This window comes from Dysosmobacter sp. Sow4_B12, from assembly GCF_052116665.1.
GTDB lineage: Bacteria > Bacillota > Clostridia > Oscillospirales > Oscillospiraceae > Oscillibacter.
Map to the genome: position 1 here is coordinate 1 of NZ_JBQKKR010000007.1, position 14,528 is coordinate 14,528.

Genomic DNA, 14,528 nt, shown 5'->3' on the forward strand with positions numbered 1-14,528 from the left:
CGGAGCCCGCCCATTTCAAGGTTTTGCTCCGCAAAACGCTTGTGCGCCGCATTCGCGGCGGAGACCATCCACATCGACTTACTTTTTCAGCTCGCCGGTGGCCAGCTGCGTCAAGTAGGCGTTTAAGAATCCGTCCAGGTCGCCGTCCATGACACCGTCGATGTTGCTGGTCTCGTAGCCGGTGCGGGTATCCTTCACCATCTGGTAGGGCATGAACACGTAGGAGCGGATCTGGCTGCCCCACTCGATCTTCATCTGGACGCCCTTGATGTCGGAAATCTTCTCCGCGTGCTGCTGGGCCTTCAGCTCCAACAGCTTCGCCCGCAGCATCTTCATGCAGTTGTCCTTGTTCTGGAACTGGCTGCGCTCCTGCTGGGACGCCACCACGATGCCCGTGGGCTTGTGGATGAGGCGGACGGCGGAGGAGGTCTTGTTGACGTGCTGGCCGCCGGCGCCGGAGGCCCGGTAGACCTGCATCTCGATGTCCTCCTCCCGGATCTCCACGGAGTCGTCGTCCTCCATCTCCGGCATAACCTCAATGGCGGCGAAGGAGGTCTGGCGGCGGGCGTTGGCGTCAAAGGGGGAAACCCGGACCAGCCGGTGGACGCCGTTTTCACTCTTCAAAAGGCCATAGGCGTTTTCGCCCTCAATGGAGATGGCGGCGGACTTGATGCCGGCCTCGTCGCCGTCCTCGTAGTCCAGGATCTTGTAGACGAAGCCATGGCGCTCGGCCCAGCGGGTATACATGCGGTAGAGCATTTGGGCCCAGTCCTGGGCCTCGGTGCCGCCGGCGCCGGCGTGGAACTGCAAAATGGCGTTGGAGTTGTCGTATTCGCCGGAGAGCAGGGTGGTCATCCGGGTCTCCTCCACCTTCTCCTCCAGGACGGCAAAGCCCTCCTTCAGCTCGGCAAGCAGCTCCTCGTCCTCGGCCTCCTGGCCCATCTCACAAAGGGCGGTGAGATCCTCCCACTCCCCGATAAGCTTCTCCTGGCGGGTGATCTTATTCTGCAGCTGCTTGAGGCGCATCTGCACCTTCTGGGAACGCTCCAGGTCATTCCAGAAGCCGTCCTGGGCGGTCTCCGCCTCCAGGCGCTCCGCCTCCTGGCGGGCACTGTCGATATCCAGAGCGGCGGACAGCTTGTCCAGCTCGGGTCCCAGGTCCCGGAGCTTCTGCTTGTATTCATCGTACTCGATCAAAGCCATGGCGATTCTCCATTCACTGAATTTCATTAGCCATAGTATTATAACGAAGGAAACTATTTTTGTAAAGAAAAACGTGCATAACCGCGGAAATTTCCGCCGATTTTCCTCCTTCCCGGCGTCCGCGGCGGAAAGGGGCGGAAAAAATATTTTTCCATCTTCCGGAAAGGGGCGCTTATTCATAATTTGTTCATGATTTGAAGGGGCTTTTCCGATATGGTACAGGTAGGAAGAAAGCAACCCGCAAACGCGATCACAATGGAGGGAAGTCATGAAAAGCTTTTTCACGAAGAAACTGCCGGCCATTCTGCTGGCCCTGACCCTGGTGGGCGGCATGATGCCCGCCGCCCTGGCTGTCAGCTGCAGCCACAACGACTGGGGCGCATGGGTCTCGCTGGATGACACGTACCACCAGCGCAAGTGCACCGTCAACGGCTGCACGGGGACCGAGGAGGCAAAGCACACCTTCGCCTCCGCATATAAATACAACACCACCGAGCACTGGAAGGAGTGCTCCGTCTGCGGCGCCCAGCAGGTCCGGGTGACCCACACCTTCTCCGGCTGGAAGAGCAGCGCCTCCAGCCACTGGAAGGAGTGCACCACCTGCGGCTACAAGATCAACGAGGGCGGCCACATCGACCGCAACCGCGACAACAAGTGCGACACCTGCGGCCGCAGCGTCTCCACCACCTCTTCGTCCAGCTCCTCCAGCGCCGACATCACCTATAAGGTGGACGCCGGCGAGACCGTGACCTTTGTCCGGGGCGACTTCAAGGACCTGTACGAGGATGTCTGCGGCGGCAGCTTCGACTATGTGGTTTTCAAGCCGGACAGCAGCTATAAAAGCGCCTGCGGCTCCTTCTACTTTGACTATGACGGCAAGGAAGAGGAGAAGATCACCAAGAGCGACATGGAGGACTACGAGTTCGAGTATTCCAAAAACAGCGACTACCCCATCAACAGTCTGAGCTTCGTGGCTGCCAAGGATGCCTCCAGCCACACCATCACCCTGGACTGCGTCCTCTACGGCGACGATGATGACGTAAAGGCCACGGTGGCGGTGAAGATCGGCAAGGGCAGCAGCTCCTCCTCCGGCAAGGCGGACCTGGTGATGGAGGTGGAGCCCGACGACGAGATCCTCTTTGACCGCGCGGCATTCAAGGAGCTCTTCGAGGACGAATACGACGATGACACCTTCCGCTCCGTGGTCTTTACCGACAGCGACAACCTCTCCTCCTCCACCGGCCTTCTGTATTTCGACTACGACGGCAAGGACGAGGAAAAAATCACCAAGAGCACCCTGGACGACTACGAGTTCGAATACTCCAAAAGCGGCGACTATCCTTTGAATAAGCTGTCCTTCCTGGCGGACGAGGACGCCGACGGCGAAGTGGTGACCCTGGAGTTCACCCTGCAGGGCGACGACGAGACCCTGGACGGCGTCCTGGAGATCCGCATCGGCGACGTGGAGGACGACGAGGAAGACGGCGACATCAGCTACACCGTGGCCCCCGGCGACGAGGTGGCGTTTGACCGGGCCGACTTCAATAAGTTCTTCAAGGAGGAGTACTCCAAGACCGTCCGCTACGTCACCTTCTATCCCGATAACTCCTACAAGTCCGCCGGCGGCGCCATCTACTATGATTACGACGGCAAGGAGGAGGAAAAGTTCTCCAAGACGGACCTCACCGACGAGCCCTTCTATTACAGCTCCGACGATTACGGCGACTACGCCCTGGACAGCCTCAGCTTTGTGGCGGACGACGACTTTGACGAGGCCTTGAGCCTGGAGTTCCGAGCCTGGTACGACGAGGACAACTACCTGGATGGCGTGCTGGTCATCTCCCCCGAGGGGGAAAAGGACGCCGGCGGCGGGACCTCCATCTCCGGCAAGGGCGCCGCGGACATCCGCTATTACACCACCTACAGCAGCTCCGTGCAGCTCAACCACAACGATTTCGCCCGGTTCCTGAAGAAATCCTATCCCAGCAGCAATCTGGAATACGTGAAGTTCACCGCCCTGCCCTCCTCCGGCAGCCTGTACTATGACTACTACGGCGCCAGCAAGTACGGCGAGAAGGTCCGGCTGACCAATGACAACTGCAAGGACTACAAGTTCTATTTCAGCCCCGGCAGCACCAAGGACTACGCCCTCAGTGAGCTGACCTTCATCCCCAACGGCTTCAACTACTGCCCCAGCATCTCCTTCACCGCCTACGGCAGCGGCTCCAAGTCCGTGTCCGGCAGCATCCTCCTCAGCGTCACCCTGGACACCATGTCCGAGGTCTACGGCGTCACTCCCAAGGGCACCGCCGTTACCTTCCCCGCCAGCGCCATCTCCGGCGCCGTGTCCAAGGGCACCGGCTTGTCCCTGGGCAGCATCCGTCTTTTGAGCCTGCCCACCGCCGCCCAGGGCACCGTCCGCTTGACCAACGGCACCAAGGCCGACACCTCTGCCCTGTACACGTACGGCAGCGGCTCCAGCCAGATCTCCAACCTGCAGTTTGTCCCCGCCGGCGGCTTTACCGGCTCCGTGGAGATCCCGTATGTGGCCTATAACGCCGCCGGCAACGCCATCGGCATGGGCAAGTTCTCCCTGGGCGTGGTGAACTCCATCCCCAAGTTCTCTGACGTGACCTCCTCCACCTGGTGCTACAAGTACGTGGTGGAGATGTGCGACGCCGACGTCATTGACGGCTATTCCAACGGCACCTTCCGGCCCAACAACACCGTCACCTACGGCCAGGCCTTGAAGCTCATCATGCTGGCCGCCGGCTATCCCGTCCAGGAAAAGACCGGCACCCACTGGGCCAGCGGCTACCTGACCAAGGCCAAGAGCGACAAGCTCGTCAGCGGCACCGTGGACCTGGACGCGCCCATCACCCGTCTGGCGGTGGCCCAGATCGCCGCCAAGGCCATGGAGCTGAGCACCTCGGAGCTCTCCAGCGTCAAGCCCTTCACTGACACCTCCGATGTGTACGTGCAGGCGCTCAGCGCCGCCGGCATCGTGGAGGGCTACTTCTCCGGCGGCACCAGCACCTTCCGCCCCAGCAACACGCTGACCCGGGGCCAGGTGGCCGCCATCGTCTGGCGCATGAAAAATTACAACGGCTGAGCTTCCGGCCAAAAGCCGCCCCCGGGACTTTCATCCCGGAGGCGGCTTCTTTGATATGCCAATGCGGCAAAACGCCATCTTGAACGCCGTCCCCTCACTCGGCCGCGAGCCCAGCGCAGCACCCGCAAGGGGCACGCCGCATCCGTAAGGCGGCAAAGCCGCCAACGGCTGCGCTGCGGATCGCGGTTGGAAAGGAGGAGCAAGGGAGCGGGCGGATGACGCTCTTTTGTTCCGCAGGAATAAAAGAACGTCGGAGCAAAGCGGACTTTGCTCCGACATATAACGCATGGACAATTTGGATATTCTTCCTCGACTGCGAATCCAGCAAAGCGAATCGCAGTCGAAAGCGAGGAGCAGCAAAATGAGTGCGAGACGAGTTTTTAATGCAGAGCATAAAAACTCGTCGCAAGCGATATGACGCTTGCGACGAGCTGGAGCGGCTAATGGGAGTCGAACCCACCTATGCAGCTTGGGAAGCTGCCGTTCTACCGATGAACTATAGCCGCGTGTCTGGTGGGTATTATAGCAGACCTCTTTGGAAATTGCAACCCGAAAAATGTCGGCCTGTCATGAACGAGCCTCCGGCGTCATAGGTTTTACCAACGATGCAAAGGGGGATCACCATGAAAAAATTCCTTGCTGCCCTGGGTGCGGTCCTGGTGCTGACCACCGGCGCCGGCGCCATTGAGGTGTCGGCGCCCTCGGCGCTGCTGATGGAAAAGGAGACAGGCACCGTGCTGTTCGCCAAGGACGAGCACGCCCGCCTGGAGCCCGCCAGCGTCACGAAAATCATGACGCTGCTGCTGGTGATGGAGGCCATCGACAGCGGCCAGCTCAGCTATGACACCGTGGTCACCGCCTCCGCCCACGCCTGCTCCATGGGCGGCAGCCAGATCTGGCTGAAGGAAAATGAGCAGATGACCGTGGACGACATGCTCAAGGCCGTGTGCGTGGTGTCCGCCAACGACTGCGCCGTGGCCCTGGCGGAGCAGGTGGCCGGCAGCGAGGACGCCTTCGTGGAGCGGATGAACCAGCGGGCGGCGGAGCTGGGCATGGCGGACACCACCTTTCAAAACGCCACCGGCCTGCCGGCCCAGGGGCATCTCACCTCCGCCTACGACATCGCCCTCATGAGCCGGGAGCTGGTCCTCCGCCACCCGGACATCCGCCGCTACACCACCATCTGGATGGACACCCTGCGAAACGGCGCCTCGCAGCTGGTGAACACCAACAAGCTCATCCGCTTTTACGAGGGGGCTACGGGCCTCAAGACCGGCTCCACCGACAGCGCCCTGTACTGCCTGTCCGCCACGGCGGAGCGGGACGGCATGGAGCTCATCTCCGTCATCATGAAGGACGCCACCTCCGCCCAGCGGTTTGAGGACGCCAAAAGCCTCCTCAGCTACGGCTTTTCCACCTACGCCTTGAAAGCCATCGTCCCGGAGGAGGCCCTGCCTCCCATCCCGGTGGAGCTGGGGACCCAGGCCACCGTGCAGCCGGTGCTGGGGGAGGGAAATGTGCTGCTGCTGGAAAAGTCCAAGGCCGGCGCCTTGACCCAGACAGTGGAGCTGGCCGGGTCCGCGTCGGCGCCGGTGGCGGCCGGGGACCGGCTGGGGACCCTCACCGTGACGGCCGGGGAGGAGACCGTGGCGGAGATCCCCATTCTGGCGGGCGAGACCGTTCCCCGCATCACCTTCTCCCAGATGCTGGTGCGCCTGCTGCGCATAGCTTTTTTGGCGGGGTGAGGGGATTTTGTCAAAACACGACGGTTTTCTCTTGCTGTTGTCCTTCGGGAATGGTATACTTTTTACAAGATATTCCCACAGGCGGCCAGACCGCCAAAACAAAAGAAAGGACTTGTTCACATGCTGGATGTCAAGTTGTTCCATATGAAATCCTTCCTGCCCATGCCTTACGAGGAGGCCCTGGCCCCCCGCTTGAAGCACGCCCACGAAAAGCTTCAGAACGCCAGCGGCGCCGGCGGCGAATTCACCGGCTGGGTCCACCTGCCCCGCAGCTTCGACCGGGAGGAGTTCGCCCGCATCAAGAAGGCCGCCGCCAAGATCCAGAGCGATTCCCAGGCGCTGGTGGTCATCGGCATCGGCGGGTCCTACCTGGGCGCCCGGGGCGTCATCGACTGCCTGTGCTCCCCCAACTACAACTTGAAAAAGAAGAACACCCCCAACGTCTATTTTGCCGGCAACGGCCTGTCCGCCGACGCCCTGCAGGAGGTCCTGGACCTGGTGGCGGACGTGGACTTCTCCGTGAACGTCATCTCCAAGTCCGGCACCACCACGGAGCCCGCCGTGGCCTTCCGCTTCTTCCGGGAGGCCCTGGAGAAGAAATACGGCAAGGAGGGCGCCAAGGGCCGCATTTACGCCACCACCGACAAGAGCCGGGGCGCCTTGAAATCCCTGGCGGACGCCGAGGGCTGGGAGACCTTCGTGGTGCCCGACAATGTGGGCGGCCGTTACAGCGTGCTGACCGCCGTGGGCCTGCTGCCCATCGCCGTCACCGGCGTGGACATCGACGCCCTCATGCGGGGCGCCGCCCAGATGATGGACCGCTGCGCCGAGCCCTCCTACGACTGCCCCGCCTGGCGCTACGCCGCCATCCGCTACGAGCTGTACCGCTCCGGCCGCTCCGTGGAGCTGCTGGCCTGCTACGACCCCGCCTTCCGCTTCATGCTGGAGTGGTGGAAGCAGCTGTACGGTGAGAGCGAGGGCAAGGACGACAAGGGCTTATTCCCCGCCAGCGTGGAGTTTACCGCCGACCTCCACTCCATGGGCCAGTACATCCAGGAGGGCAAGCGCCTCATGTTCGAGACCGTGGTGCGCCTGGGTCCCTCTGAAAACCGTCTGGCCGTCCCCCGGGACGAGGCCGACGGCGACGGCTTGAATTTCCTGGCCGGCACCGATATGGACTTCATCCGGGACCGCGCCATGGAGGGCACCCTCCTGGCCCACACGGAGGGCGGCGTGCCCAACATCATCGTGGAGGCCGACGGCAAGACCGCCGAGGCCCTGGGCCAGCTCATCTACTTCTTTGAGTACGCCTGCGGCCTGTCCGGCTATCTGCTGGACGTGAACCCCTTCGACCAGCCCGGCGTGGAGGCCTATAAGAAAAACATGTTTGCTCTCCTGGGCAAGCCCGGTTACGAGGACCGCAAGGCGGACCTGGAGGCCAAGCTGGCGGAGTAACCGCGGCGTTTTTCCAGTGCCGCTTGCCCAGGAGCCGCCGCGAAGCGGCGTACGAGCGTTTTGGCCCCGGCCAAAACCTCGGACCTGGCGGGATTCATTCCCGACAGGTCAAGTCCTATCAGAGGGGCCCCCATGGGACCGGTCCCATGGGGAGGCAAGCCCGGTTACGAGGATCGCAAGGCGGACCTGGAGGCCAAGCTGGCGGAGTAACCGCGGCGCTCTATCCGGCAGATGACGGACATCTGTCAATATTACATTATGAACAAAGTTTGAATTTGCTTTTTTGCATTGTCTTTTGCAAATTCTTATGGTATGCTGACAATAGCAATCTATCCATTTCCCCCGGCGATTTTATTAGTGAGACAGGAGTGATTTATTATGGTCAGACTGATCATGGGCGTCAAGGGTTCCGGCAAGACCAAGCAGCTCATCGAACTGATCAACAACGCGGCGAAGGACGAGCCCGGCAACGTGGTTTGCATTGAGGCCAACCGCAACATGATGTACGATATTCATTATCATATCCGTTTGATCGACGCGCAGGAATACCGGCTGTGCAGCTATGATCTGCTGCGCGGCTTTATCAGCGGCCTGTATGCTGGTAACTATGACATCTCCCATGTGTTTATCGACAATCTTTGCAAGATCGTTGGCGGGGAAGTGTGCAGCGAAACCGAGACCTTCTTGAACTGGCTGGATTCTTTCGGCGAGCAGAACGGTATCAAGTTCACCACCACCATCAGCGCGGAGGCTTCTGCCGCCACCGATGGCATGCAGAAATACCTGTAAAACAACATAAAGCAAGAGGAGGGCTGGGCCCTCCTCTTGTTTCACTCTTCCCGAAAAACGCCTGCGTGCCTTCCGGCACGCAGGCGTCTTCTCACTGCAATCCCGCCAGCATCTGGTCGGACACGGAGCCGAGGTCACTGAGCCAGATCTGGTCCACGCCGAAGAAGGCGGCCAGCTGCCGCCGGGCCTGGGCCGCCTGGCGGTCCAGATACCACACCGTCACGGTGTTTTTCTGCTCCGTCCGCACCAGGTAGGCACAGGCGTAGCGGTTGGCGTAATACTGTTCCGTATTCTTCCCGTCCGCCAGCAGCGCCTCGATCTCACCGGCGTCGGCGTCGAAGGTCCGTTTGCCGTTTTTCCACTGGCTGCCGGTGGTGGTCAGCAGCAGCGACAGCTTCTCCGCCGGGACGGTGCCCTTCAGCTCCGCCAGGGCGTAATACACCTCTTCCAGCGGCTCCAGGGGCGCCGCCGTAAAGCCGCCGCTCTCCTTTTCGTAGGCCGCCACCCGCAGCACCAGCCGGTCCGCGGAGGCCGCCAGAGCGGCGTAGTCATAGGCGCTGTACGCCTTGCCCTGCCAGACGGGGGCCTCCGCCGTCACATACAGCAGCTTCCCACCCAGGGCGGACCGCAGGTCGGCCACCGTCTCCGTCAGCGCGCTCCGGCGGCTGTCCGCCAGCTGGGGAAGGTCCAGGTACAGCCCGTCATAGCCGCCGTCCTCCACCGCCCGGGCCAGTGCCGACGCGGTCTCCAGGGGCTTCCCCTGGAGGGCGGAGCTGCCGCCGTTGACATGGAGCAGCGCCTTGGCGCCGCTGTCCCGGGCGGCGGCCAGAAGCGACGCCTCCCGCTCCGGGGCGGGCCGCGTCACCTGGACCCTGCCGGCGGCATAGGAGACCCGGCCTCCGGTGATAGCCACCGCCTCATAGCCGCTCCAATCCCCGGCGGCGGTGCCGGCGGCGGTGCCCGCCAGAGCCGGCGCGGCGCTGTGGTACTTGTCGTACACCCGCATGAGCATCACCGCCGCCTGCTCCCGGGTGGCGGTACGGTCCGGGGAAAAGGTGGTGGCGGAAGTGCCGTTGATGATGCCCAGCTCATAGGCCATGGAGATGTAGCCCGCGTTGGTGGCTACATCCGTAAAGGGCATGGGCAGGTCCTGGGCGAGGCCGGCCACGGTGCCCCACCCCAGGGCCCGCACCAGCATGACCGCCATCTCCCCCCGGGTGATGGGGTCCTGGGGGCGGAAATTCTCCGTCTGCCGGGTGATGGCGCCGTGGGCGTAGGCAGTCTCCACGGCGCTGTAATACCAGACGCCGGTGTCCTGCACGTCGGCGTAGGTGCCCCGCTCCGGCGTCTCCATGGGCCAGCCGAACAGGCGGCAAAGCACCACCGTGAACGCGGCCCGGGTCATCTGGCGGCCCATTCCGAAGCGGGTGGGGGTCTCTCCCTGGAACAGGCCCAGCTCCACGCAGCGGCGTATGTCATCCGCCGCCCAGCTGTTTGCCGGCACGTCCGTAAATCCCGCGGACGCGGCGCCGGCGGGCACGGCGCCGATCAGCAGCGCCGCCAGCAGCAGGCAGGATAAAGATCGGCCAAGGAATCGTTTCATGTCATTGTTTCTCCTTCTCCGTGGAAATTCCACAGCGGCATTGTATCAAAATTTGACAGATCAGTCAAACAAAGCCTGTCGAACGCCGAAGATGCGCTGCAATTTCAGAGTTTTGCGGCCACATTTTTTCTTTACCTGGCAGCCCTGTTCTGCTATAATGGAATAGTTATTGTGGCTTTCTATACCCAAATGAAAGGAGGGAACGCCTGTGAAATTCAAAAAGTGGACCATCGGCACGCCGAAAGAGCAGGATGTAGCCCTCCTGCGGGGCGCCGGATACCCGTACCTGCTGTCCACGGTGCTGGCCGCCCGGGGCATCTCCTCCGCGGAGGAGGCCGCGGAGTTTCTGGACCGGGAGCGCTCTCTGACCACCTCTCCCATGCTCATGCGGGACATGGACAAGGCGGTGGAGCGTATCCAGCGGGCCATCGCCGGCGGAGAGACCGTGGCGGTGTTCGGCGACTATGATGTGGACGGCATCACCTCCACGGTGCTGCTGTTGGATTATCTGAAAAGCTGCGGCGTCAACTGCCTGCGCTACATTCCCCGGCGGATCGAGGACGGCTACGGCCTCTCCTGCGACGCTATCCAGGGCCTGCACGACCAGGGCGCCACGCTGATGATCACCGTGGACTGCGGCATCACCGGCAACGAAGAGGTGGCCTTCGCCCGTTCCCTGGGGATGGACGTGGTGGTGACAGACCACCATGAATGTAAAGAGACCCTGCCCGACGCCGTGGCCGTGGTGGACCCCCACCGCCCCGACTGCCCCTATCCCTTCAAGCACCTGGCCGGCGTGGGCGTGGCGCTGAAGCTGGTGATGGCCCTGGGCGGCGAAAACCGGGAGGACGCCCTGTTCGCCCGGTACTGCACCCTGGCGGCCATCGGCACGGTGGCTGACGTCATGCGGATGGAGGGGGAGAACCGCACCATTGTCTCCTGCGGCCTGGAGGCCCTGCCCCACACGGATTTTGTGGGCGTCCACGCCCTTTTGAAGGAGTCCGGCCTCCTGGGCAAGCCCATCACCTCCATCCAGATCGGCTTCGTCCTCTCCCCCCGCATCAACGCCGCCGGCCGCATGGGCAAGGCGGACCTGGCCGCCGACCTGCTGGAGACCTCCGACCCCGCCCGGGCGGAGGAGCTGGCCCGGCAGCTGTGCGATCTGAACCGGGAGCGCCAGGCGGTGGAGCAGGCCATCTGCGCCGACGCCGTCAGCAAGATTCAAAGCCTGCGCAGCGAGGAGCGCTCCGCCCTGGTCCTCTCCAGCGAGAACTGGCACCAGGGCGTGGTGGGCATCGTGGCCTCCCGCCTCAGTGAAAAATACTCCTGTCCCAGCTTTATGATCCACTTGAAGGACGGCACCGGCAAGGGCTCCTGCCGCTCTTACGGCGGCTTCAACCTCTTTGCCGCCCTGGAGTCCTGCGCCGACCTGCTGGACGGCTTCGGCGGCCATGAGCTGGCGGCGGGCTTTACCATTCAGGAGGGCAACATCGACGCCTTCCGCCAGCGGATGAACCGCTATGTCCGCTCCGCCTCCGGCGGAGAGCTGCCCGTCTCCTCCCTGGACATCGACGCCGCCATCACCTGTCCCGGCGACGTGTCGCTGTCGGAGGTGGAGCATCTGAGCCAGCTGGAGCCATACGGCGCCGGGAATCCCCGGCCCACCTTCGCTCTGCTGGGGGCCACGGTGGACGCCGTCCAGTCCGTTGGCCAGGGCAAGCATCTGAAGCTGCGGCTGTCCAAGGGCACCTGCCGGTTCGACGCTATTTTCTTCTCCGTGACGGAGGAGGAGTGCGGCGTCGCCGCCGGCATGCGGGTGGACGCGGCCTTCTACCTCCAGGCCAATACCTTCCGGGGCAACACCACACTGCAGCTGCAGCTCATCGACATCCGCCCCTCCCTGACTCCCAGCCGCCACGAGGCGGCGGACCTGGAGCTTCTGGACCGGCTGGTGGCCGGCGGGCCCCTCACCGCCCAGGAGACCTCCCGGCTGAACGCCTCCCGGGAGCAGTTCGGCGCCTATTGGGTGCTGCTGGAGCGGCGGCTCCGCCAGGGAAAGGCGGAGGAGGACCTGCTGCCCTTCCTGCGGCAGCTGGCCGCCCAGGCCGGCGGCGGTGAGAGCTTCCTCCGGGCAGGCCTGGCCCTGCGGGTATTTGACGAGCGGGGGCTGCTGTCCATGAACCAGGAGGGCGGCCGGCTGACCCTCTGTCTCAATCCCATCCAGGGGAAGGTGGACCTGTTCGCCTCCCCTTATCTCTCCCGGCTGCGCGGAGGCGCGGCCAATCGGAACTGAGGTGACGCTGCATGACCATTCAGGAACAGTACGAAAATCTGGAAAAAACCATACGGATGTATAACCCCGCCGCGGACTTTGCCCAGATCCGGACGGCCTTCGAATATGCCGACAAGTGCCACGACGGCCAAAAGCGCAAAAGCGGGGAGCCCTATATCATCCACCCCCTGGCGGTTGCCCAGATCGTGGCGGAGCAGAAGCTGGACTCCGAGTCCATCATGGCCGCCCTGCTCCACGACGTCATCGAGGATACGCCCGCCACCCACGAGGACGTGGAGAAGCTGTTCTCCCCCACCATCGCCAACCTGGTGGAGGGCGTCAGCAAGCTGACCCGCATCCAGTACGCCACCAAGGAAGACGAGCAGATGGAGAATCTGCGGAAAATGCTCATCGCCATGAGCAAGGACATCCGCGTCATCCTCATCAAGATCTCGGACCGACTCCACAACATGCGGACCATGGAGTACCAGTCTCCCGCCAAGCAGAAGCAAAAATCCCTGGAGACCATGGAGATCTACGCCCCCATCGCCCACCGCCTGGGCATGCAGCGCATCAAGTGGGAGCTGGAGGACCTGTCTTTAAAATACCTGGACCCCATCGGCTATGAGGAGATCGTCTCCAAGCTGGACGAAAAGCGCCAGGAGTACGAGGCCTTCATGCAGCGCACCCAGGTCCAGATCGACGACCGGCTCAACGAGCTGGGCATCGAGCACATCGTCTACGGCCGCATGAAGCACCCCTACTCCATTTACCGGAAGATGTTCAACCAGAACAAGTCCCTGGACGAGATCTTCGACCTGTTCGCCTTCCGGGTCATTGTGGAAAACGTGGGCGACTGCTACAACGTGCTGGGCGTCATCCACGACATTTACAAGCCCATTCTGGGCCGGTTCAAGGACTATATCGGCACCCCCAAGCCCAACGGCTACCAGTCCCTCCACACCACCGTCGTGGGCGGAGACGGCATCCCCTTCGAGGTGCAGATCCGCACCCGGGAGATGCACGAGGTGGCCGAGTACGGCGTGGCCGCCCACTGGAAATACAAGCAGGGCGGCCAGGGCGCCGGCACCGAGGGCCGCTACGAGTGGGTCCGCCGCCTGCTGGAAAACCAGGAGGGTGCCGACGCCGAGGAGTATATCCACTCGCTGAAGATCGACATGTTCTCCGACGAGGTGTTCGTGTTCACCCCCAACGGCGACGTGCAGAACCTGCCCGCCGGCGCCACCCCCATCGACTTTGCTTACGCCATCCACTCCGCCGTTGGCAACCACATGGTGGGCGCCAAGGTCAATAACCGCATCGTCACCTTTGATTACGTGCTGAAAAACGGCGACATTGTGGAGATCCTCACCTCCAAGGCCGCCAAGGGCCCCAGCCGGGACTGGATGAACATCGCCAAGTCCAGCGAGGCCCGCAGCAAGATCCGCCAGTGGTTCAAAAAGGAGAAGCGGGACGAAAACATCGCCAACGGCCGCTCCGCCTTCGAAGCGGAGCTGAAGCACTGCGGCATCGCCATGCGGGATGTCATCGCCGCGGACACGCTGCCGCTGCTGCTGAAAAAGGTGTCCTATCCCACCCTGGACGACCTGTACGCCGCCATCGGCTACGGCGGCTTCACCGCCCAGAAGGCTGTCAGCCGCATGCAGGGCGAGCTGCAGCGCATCGCCAAGCAGCAGGCGGAGCGGCAGGCCGCCGAGCTGGCCGAATCCAAGCCCGCCAAGCCGGAGGAGGTCCACTCTCCCGCTCCCAAGCGGGTGAAGAGCGAGCAGGGCATCATCGTGGAGGGGCTGGACAACTGTCTGGTGAAATTCTCCAAGTGCTGCACCCCCGTCCCCGGCGACGAGATCGTGGGCTTCATCACCCGGGGCTACGGCGTGTCCGTCCACCGGGCGGACTGCCCCAACGCCGCCCTGGCCAAACGTACCGCCCCCGGCCAGGAGGGCCGCTGGATCAAGGTCACCTGGGGCTCCGACACCAATGAGAGCTATCCCACCACCCTGGACGTCATCTGCAAGGACCGGGCCAATTTGCTGCTGGACATCTCCGCCGCCCTGTCCACCACCAATACCTTTGTGCTGGGCATCAACACCCGCAGCACCGAGGATGGCTTCGCCATCTGCCGGCTGGAGATCTGCATCCGGGACGGCGTGCAGCTCCAGGCCATTATGAACAAGCTCAACCAGATCTCCGGCGTGCTGAAGGTCACGCGGCCCGCGGGATAATAGCTATCAAGAGGGGGAAGACCCCTCTTGAGAATCTCCCCCCAGTCCGCTGCGCCGCACGCGTTGCACCGGCACACCGGCGGACTGCAAAGAATATTTTGCCAGG

The 14,528-nt window shown here is 62.8% G+C and carries 8 protein-coding genes and 1 tRNA gene; 6 read left to right on the top strand and 3 right to left on the bottom strand.

The window, feature by feature from the left end; genetic code table 11:
- Positions 1-78: 78 nt before the first annotated feature.
- Positions 79-1,203: a peptide chain release factor 2 gene (prfB, locus tag ACTQ4R_RS08045; protein ID WP_441627535.1), complete on the bottom strand. Its 1,125-nt coding sequence runs from the start codon at positions 1,201-1,203 to the stop codon at positions 79-81.
- Positions 1,204-1,471: 268 nt separating this feature from the next.
- Here prfB and ACTQ4R_RS08050 point away from each other — a divergent pair, with 268 nt between their 5' ends.
- Positions 1,472-4,315 carry an S-layer homology domain-containing protein gene (locus tag ACTQ4R_RS08050; RefSeq protein WP_441627537.1) on the top strand — a complete coding sequence of 948 codons (2,844 nt, stop codon included), beginning with the start codon at positions 1,472-1,474 and terminating at the stop codon, positions 4,313-4,315.
- Between the two features lie 432 nt (positions 4,316-4,747).
- On the opposite strand, the gene ACTQ4R_RS08055 is transcribed toward ACTQ4R_RS08050, so the two are convergent.
- A tRNA-Gly gene (locus ACTQ4R_RS08055) sits at positions 4,748-4,821 on the bottom strand.
- Positions 4,822-4,938: 117 nt separating this feature from the next.
- Here ACTQ4R_RS08055 and ACTQ4R_RS08060 point away from each other — a divergent pair.
- The 3 genes from ACTQ4R_RS08060 (at position 4,939) to ACTQ4R_RS08070 (ending at position 8,304) form a co-directional block, all read left to right on the top strand.
- On the top strand, positions 4,939-6,060 hold the full coding sequence (locus ACTQ4R_RS08060) for a D-alanyl-D-alanine carboxypeptidase family protein (protein WP_441627539.1): 1,122 nt from the start codon (positions 4,939-4,941) through the stop codon (positions 6,058-6,060).
- Positions 6,061-6,180: 120 nt separating this feature from the next.
- Entirely contained in the window at positions 6,181-7,515 is a 1,335-nt protein-coding gene (locus ACTQ4R_RS08065) for a glucose-6-phosphate isomerase (protein WP_441627541.1), read from the top strand.
- Between the two features lie 378 nt (positions 7,516-7,893).
- On the top strand, positions 7,894-8,304 hold the full coding sequence (locus ACTQ4R_RS08070) for a hypothetical protein (protein WP_441627543.1): 411 nt from the start codon (positions 7,894-7,896) through the stop codon (positions 8,302-8,304).
- Between the two features lie 91 nt (positions 8,305-8,395).
- On the opposite strand, the gene ACTQ4R_RS08075 is transcribed toward ACTQ4R_RS08070, so the two are convergent.
- Positions 8,396-9,907, bottom strand: a complete 1,512-nt coding sequence (locus ACTQ4R_RS08075) for an S-layer homology domain-containing protein (RefSeq protein WP_441627545.1) — start codon at positions 9,905-9,907, stop codon at positions 8,396-8,398.
- A 208-nt stretch (positions 9,908-10,115) separates the two neighbouring features.
- Between ACTQ4R_RS08075 and recJ the strand changes: the two genes are divergently transcribed.
- Both recJ and ACTQ4R_RS08085 read left to right on the top strand, forming a co-directional pair.
- Complete coding sequence (recJ, locus tag ACTQ4R_RS08080) at positions 10,116-12,200, top strand: single-stranded-DNA-specific exonuclease RecJ (RefSeq protein ID WP_441627547.1); 2,085 nt, start codon at positions 10,116-10,118, stop codon at positions 12,198-12,200.
- 11 nt (positions 12,201-12,211) lie between these two features.
- Positions 12,212-14,422: a RelA/SpoT family protein gene (locus ACTQ4R_RS08085; protein ID WP_441627549.1), complete on the top strand. Its 2,211-nt coding sequence runs from the start codon at positions 12,212-12,214 to the stop codon at positions 14,420-14,422.
- Positions 14,423-14,528 lie beyond the last annotated feature (106 nt).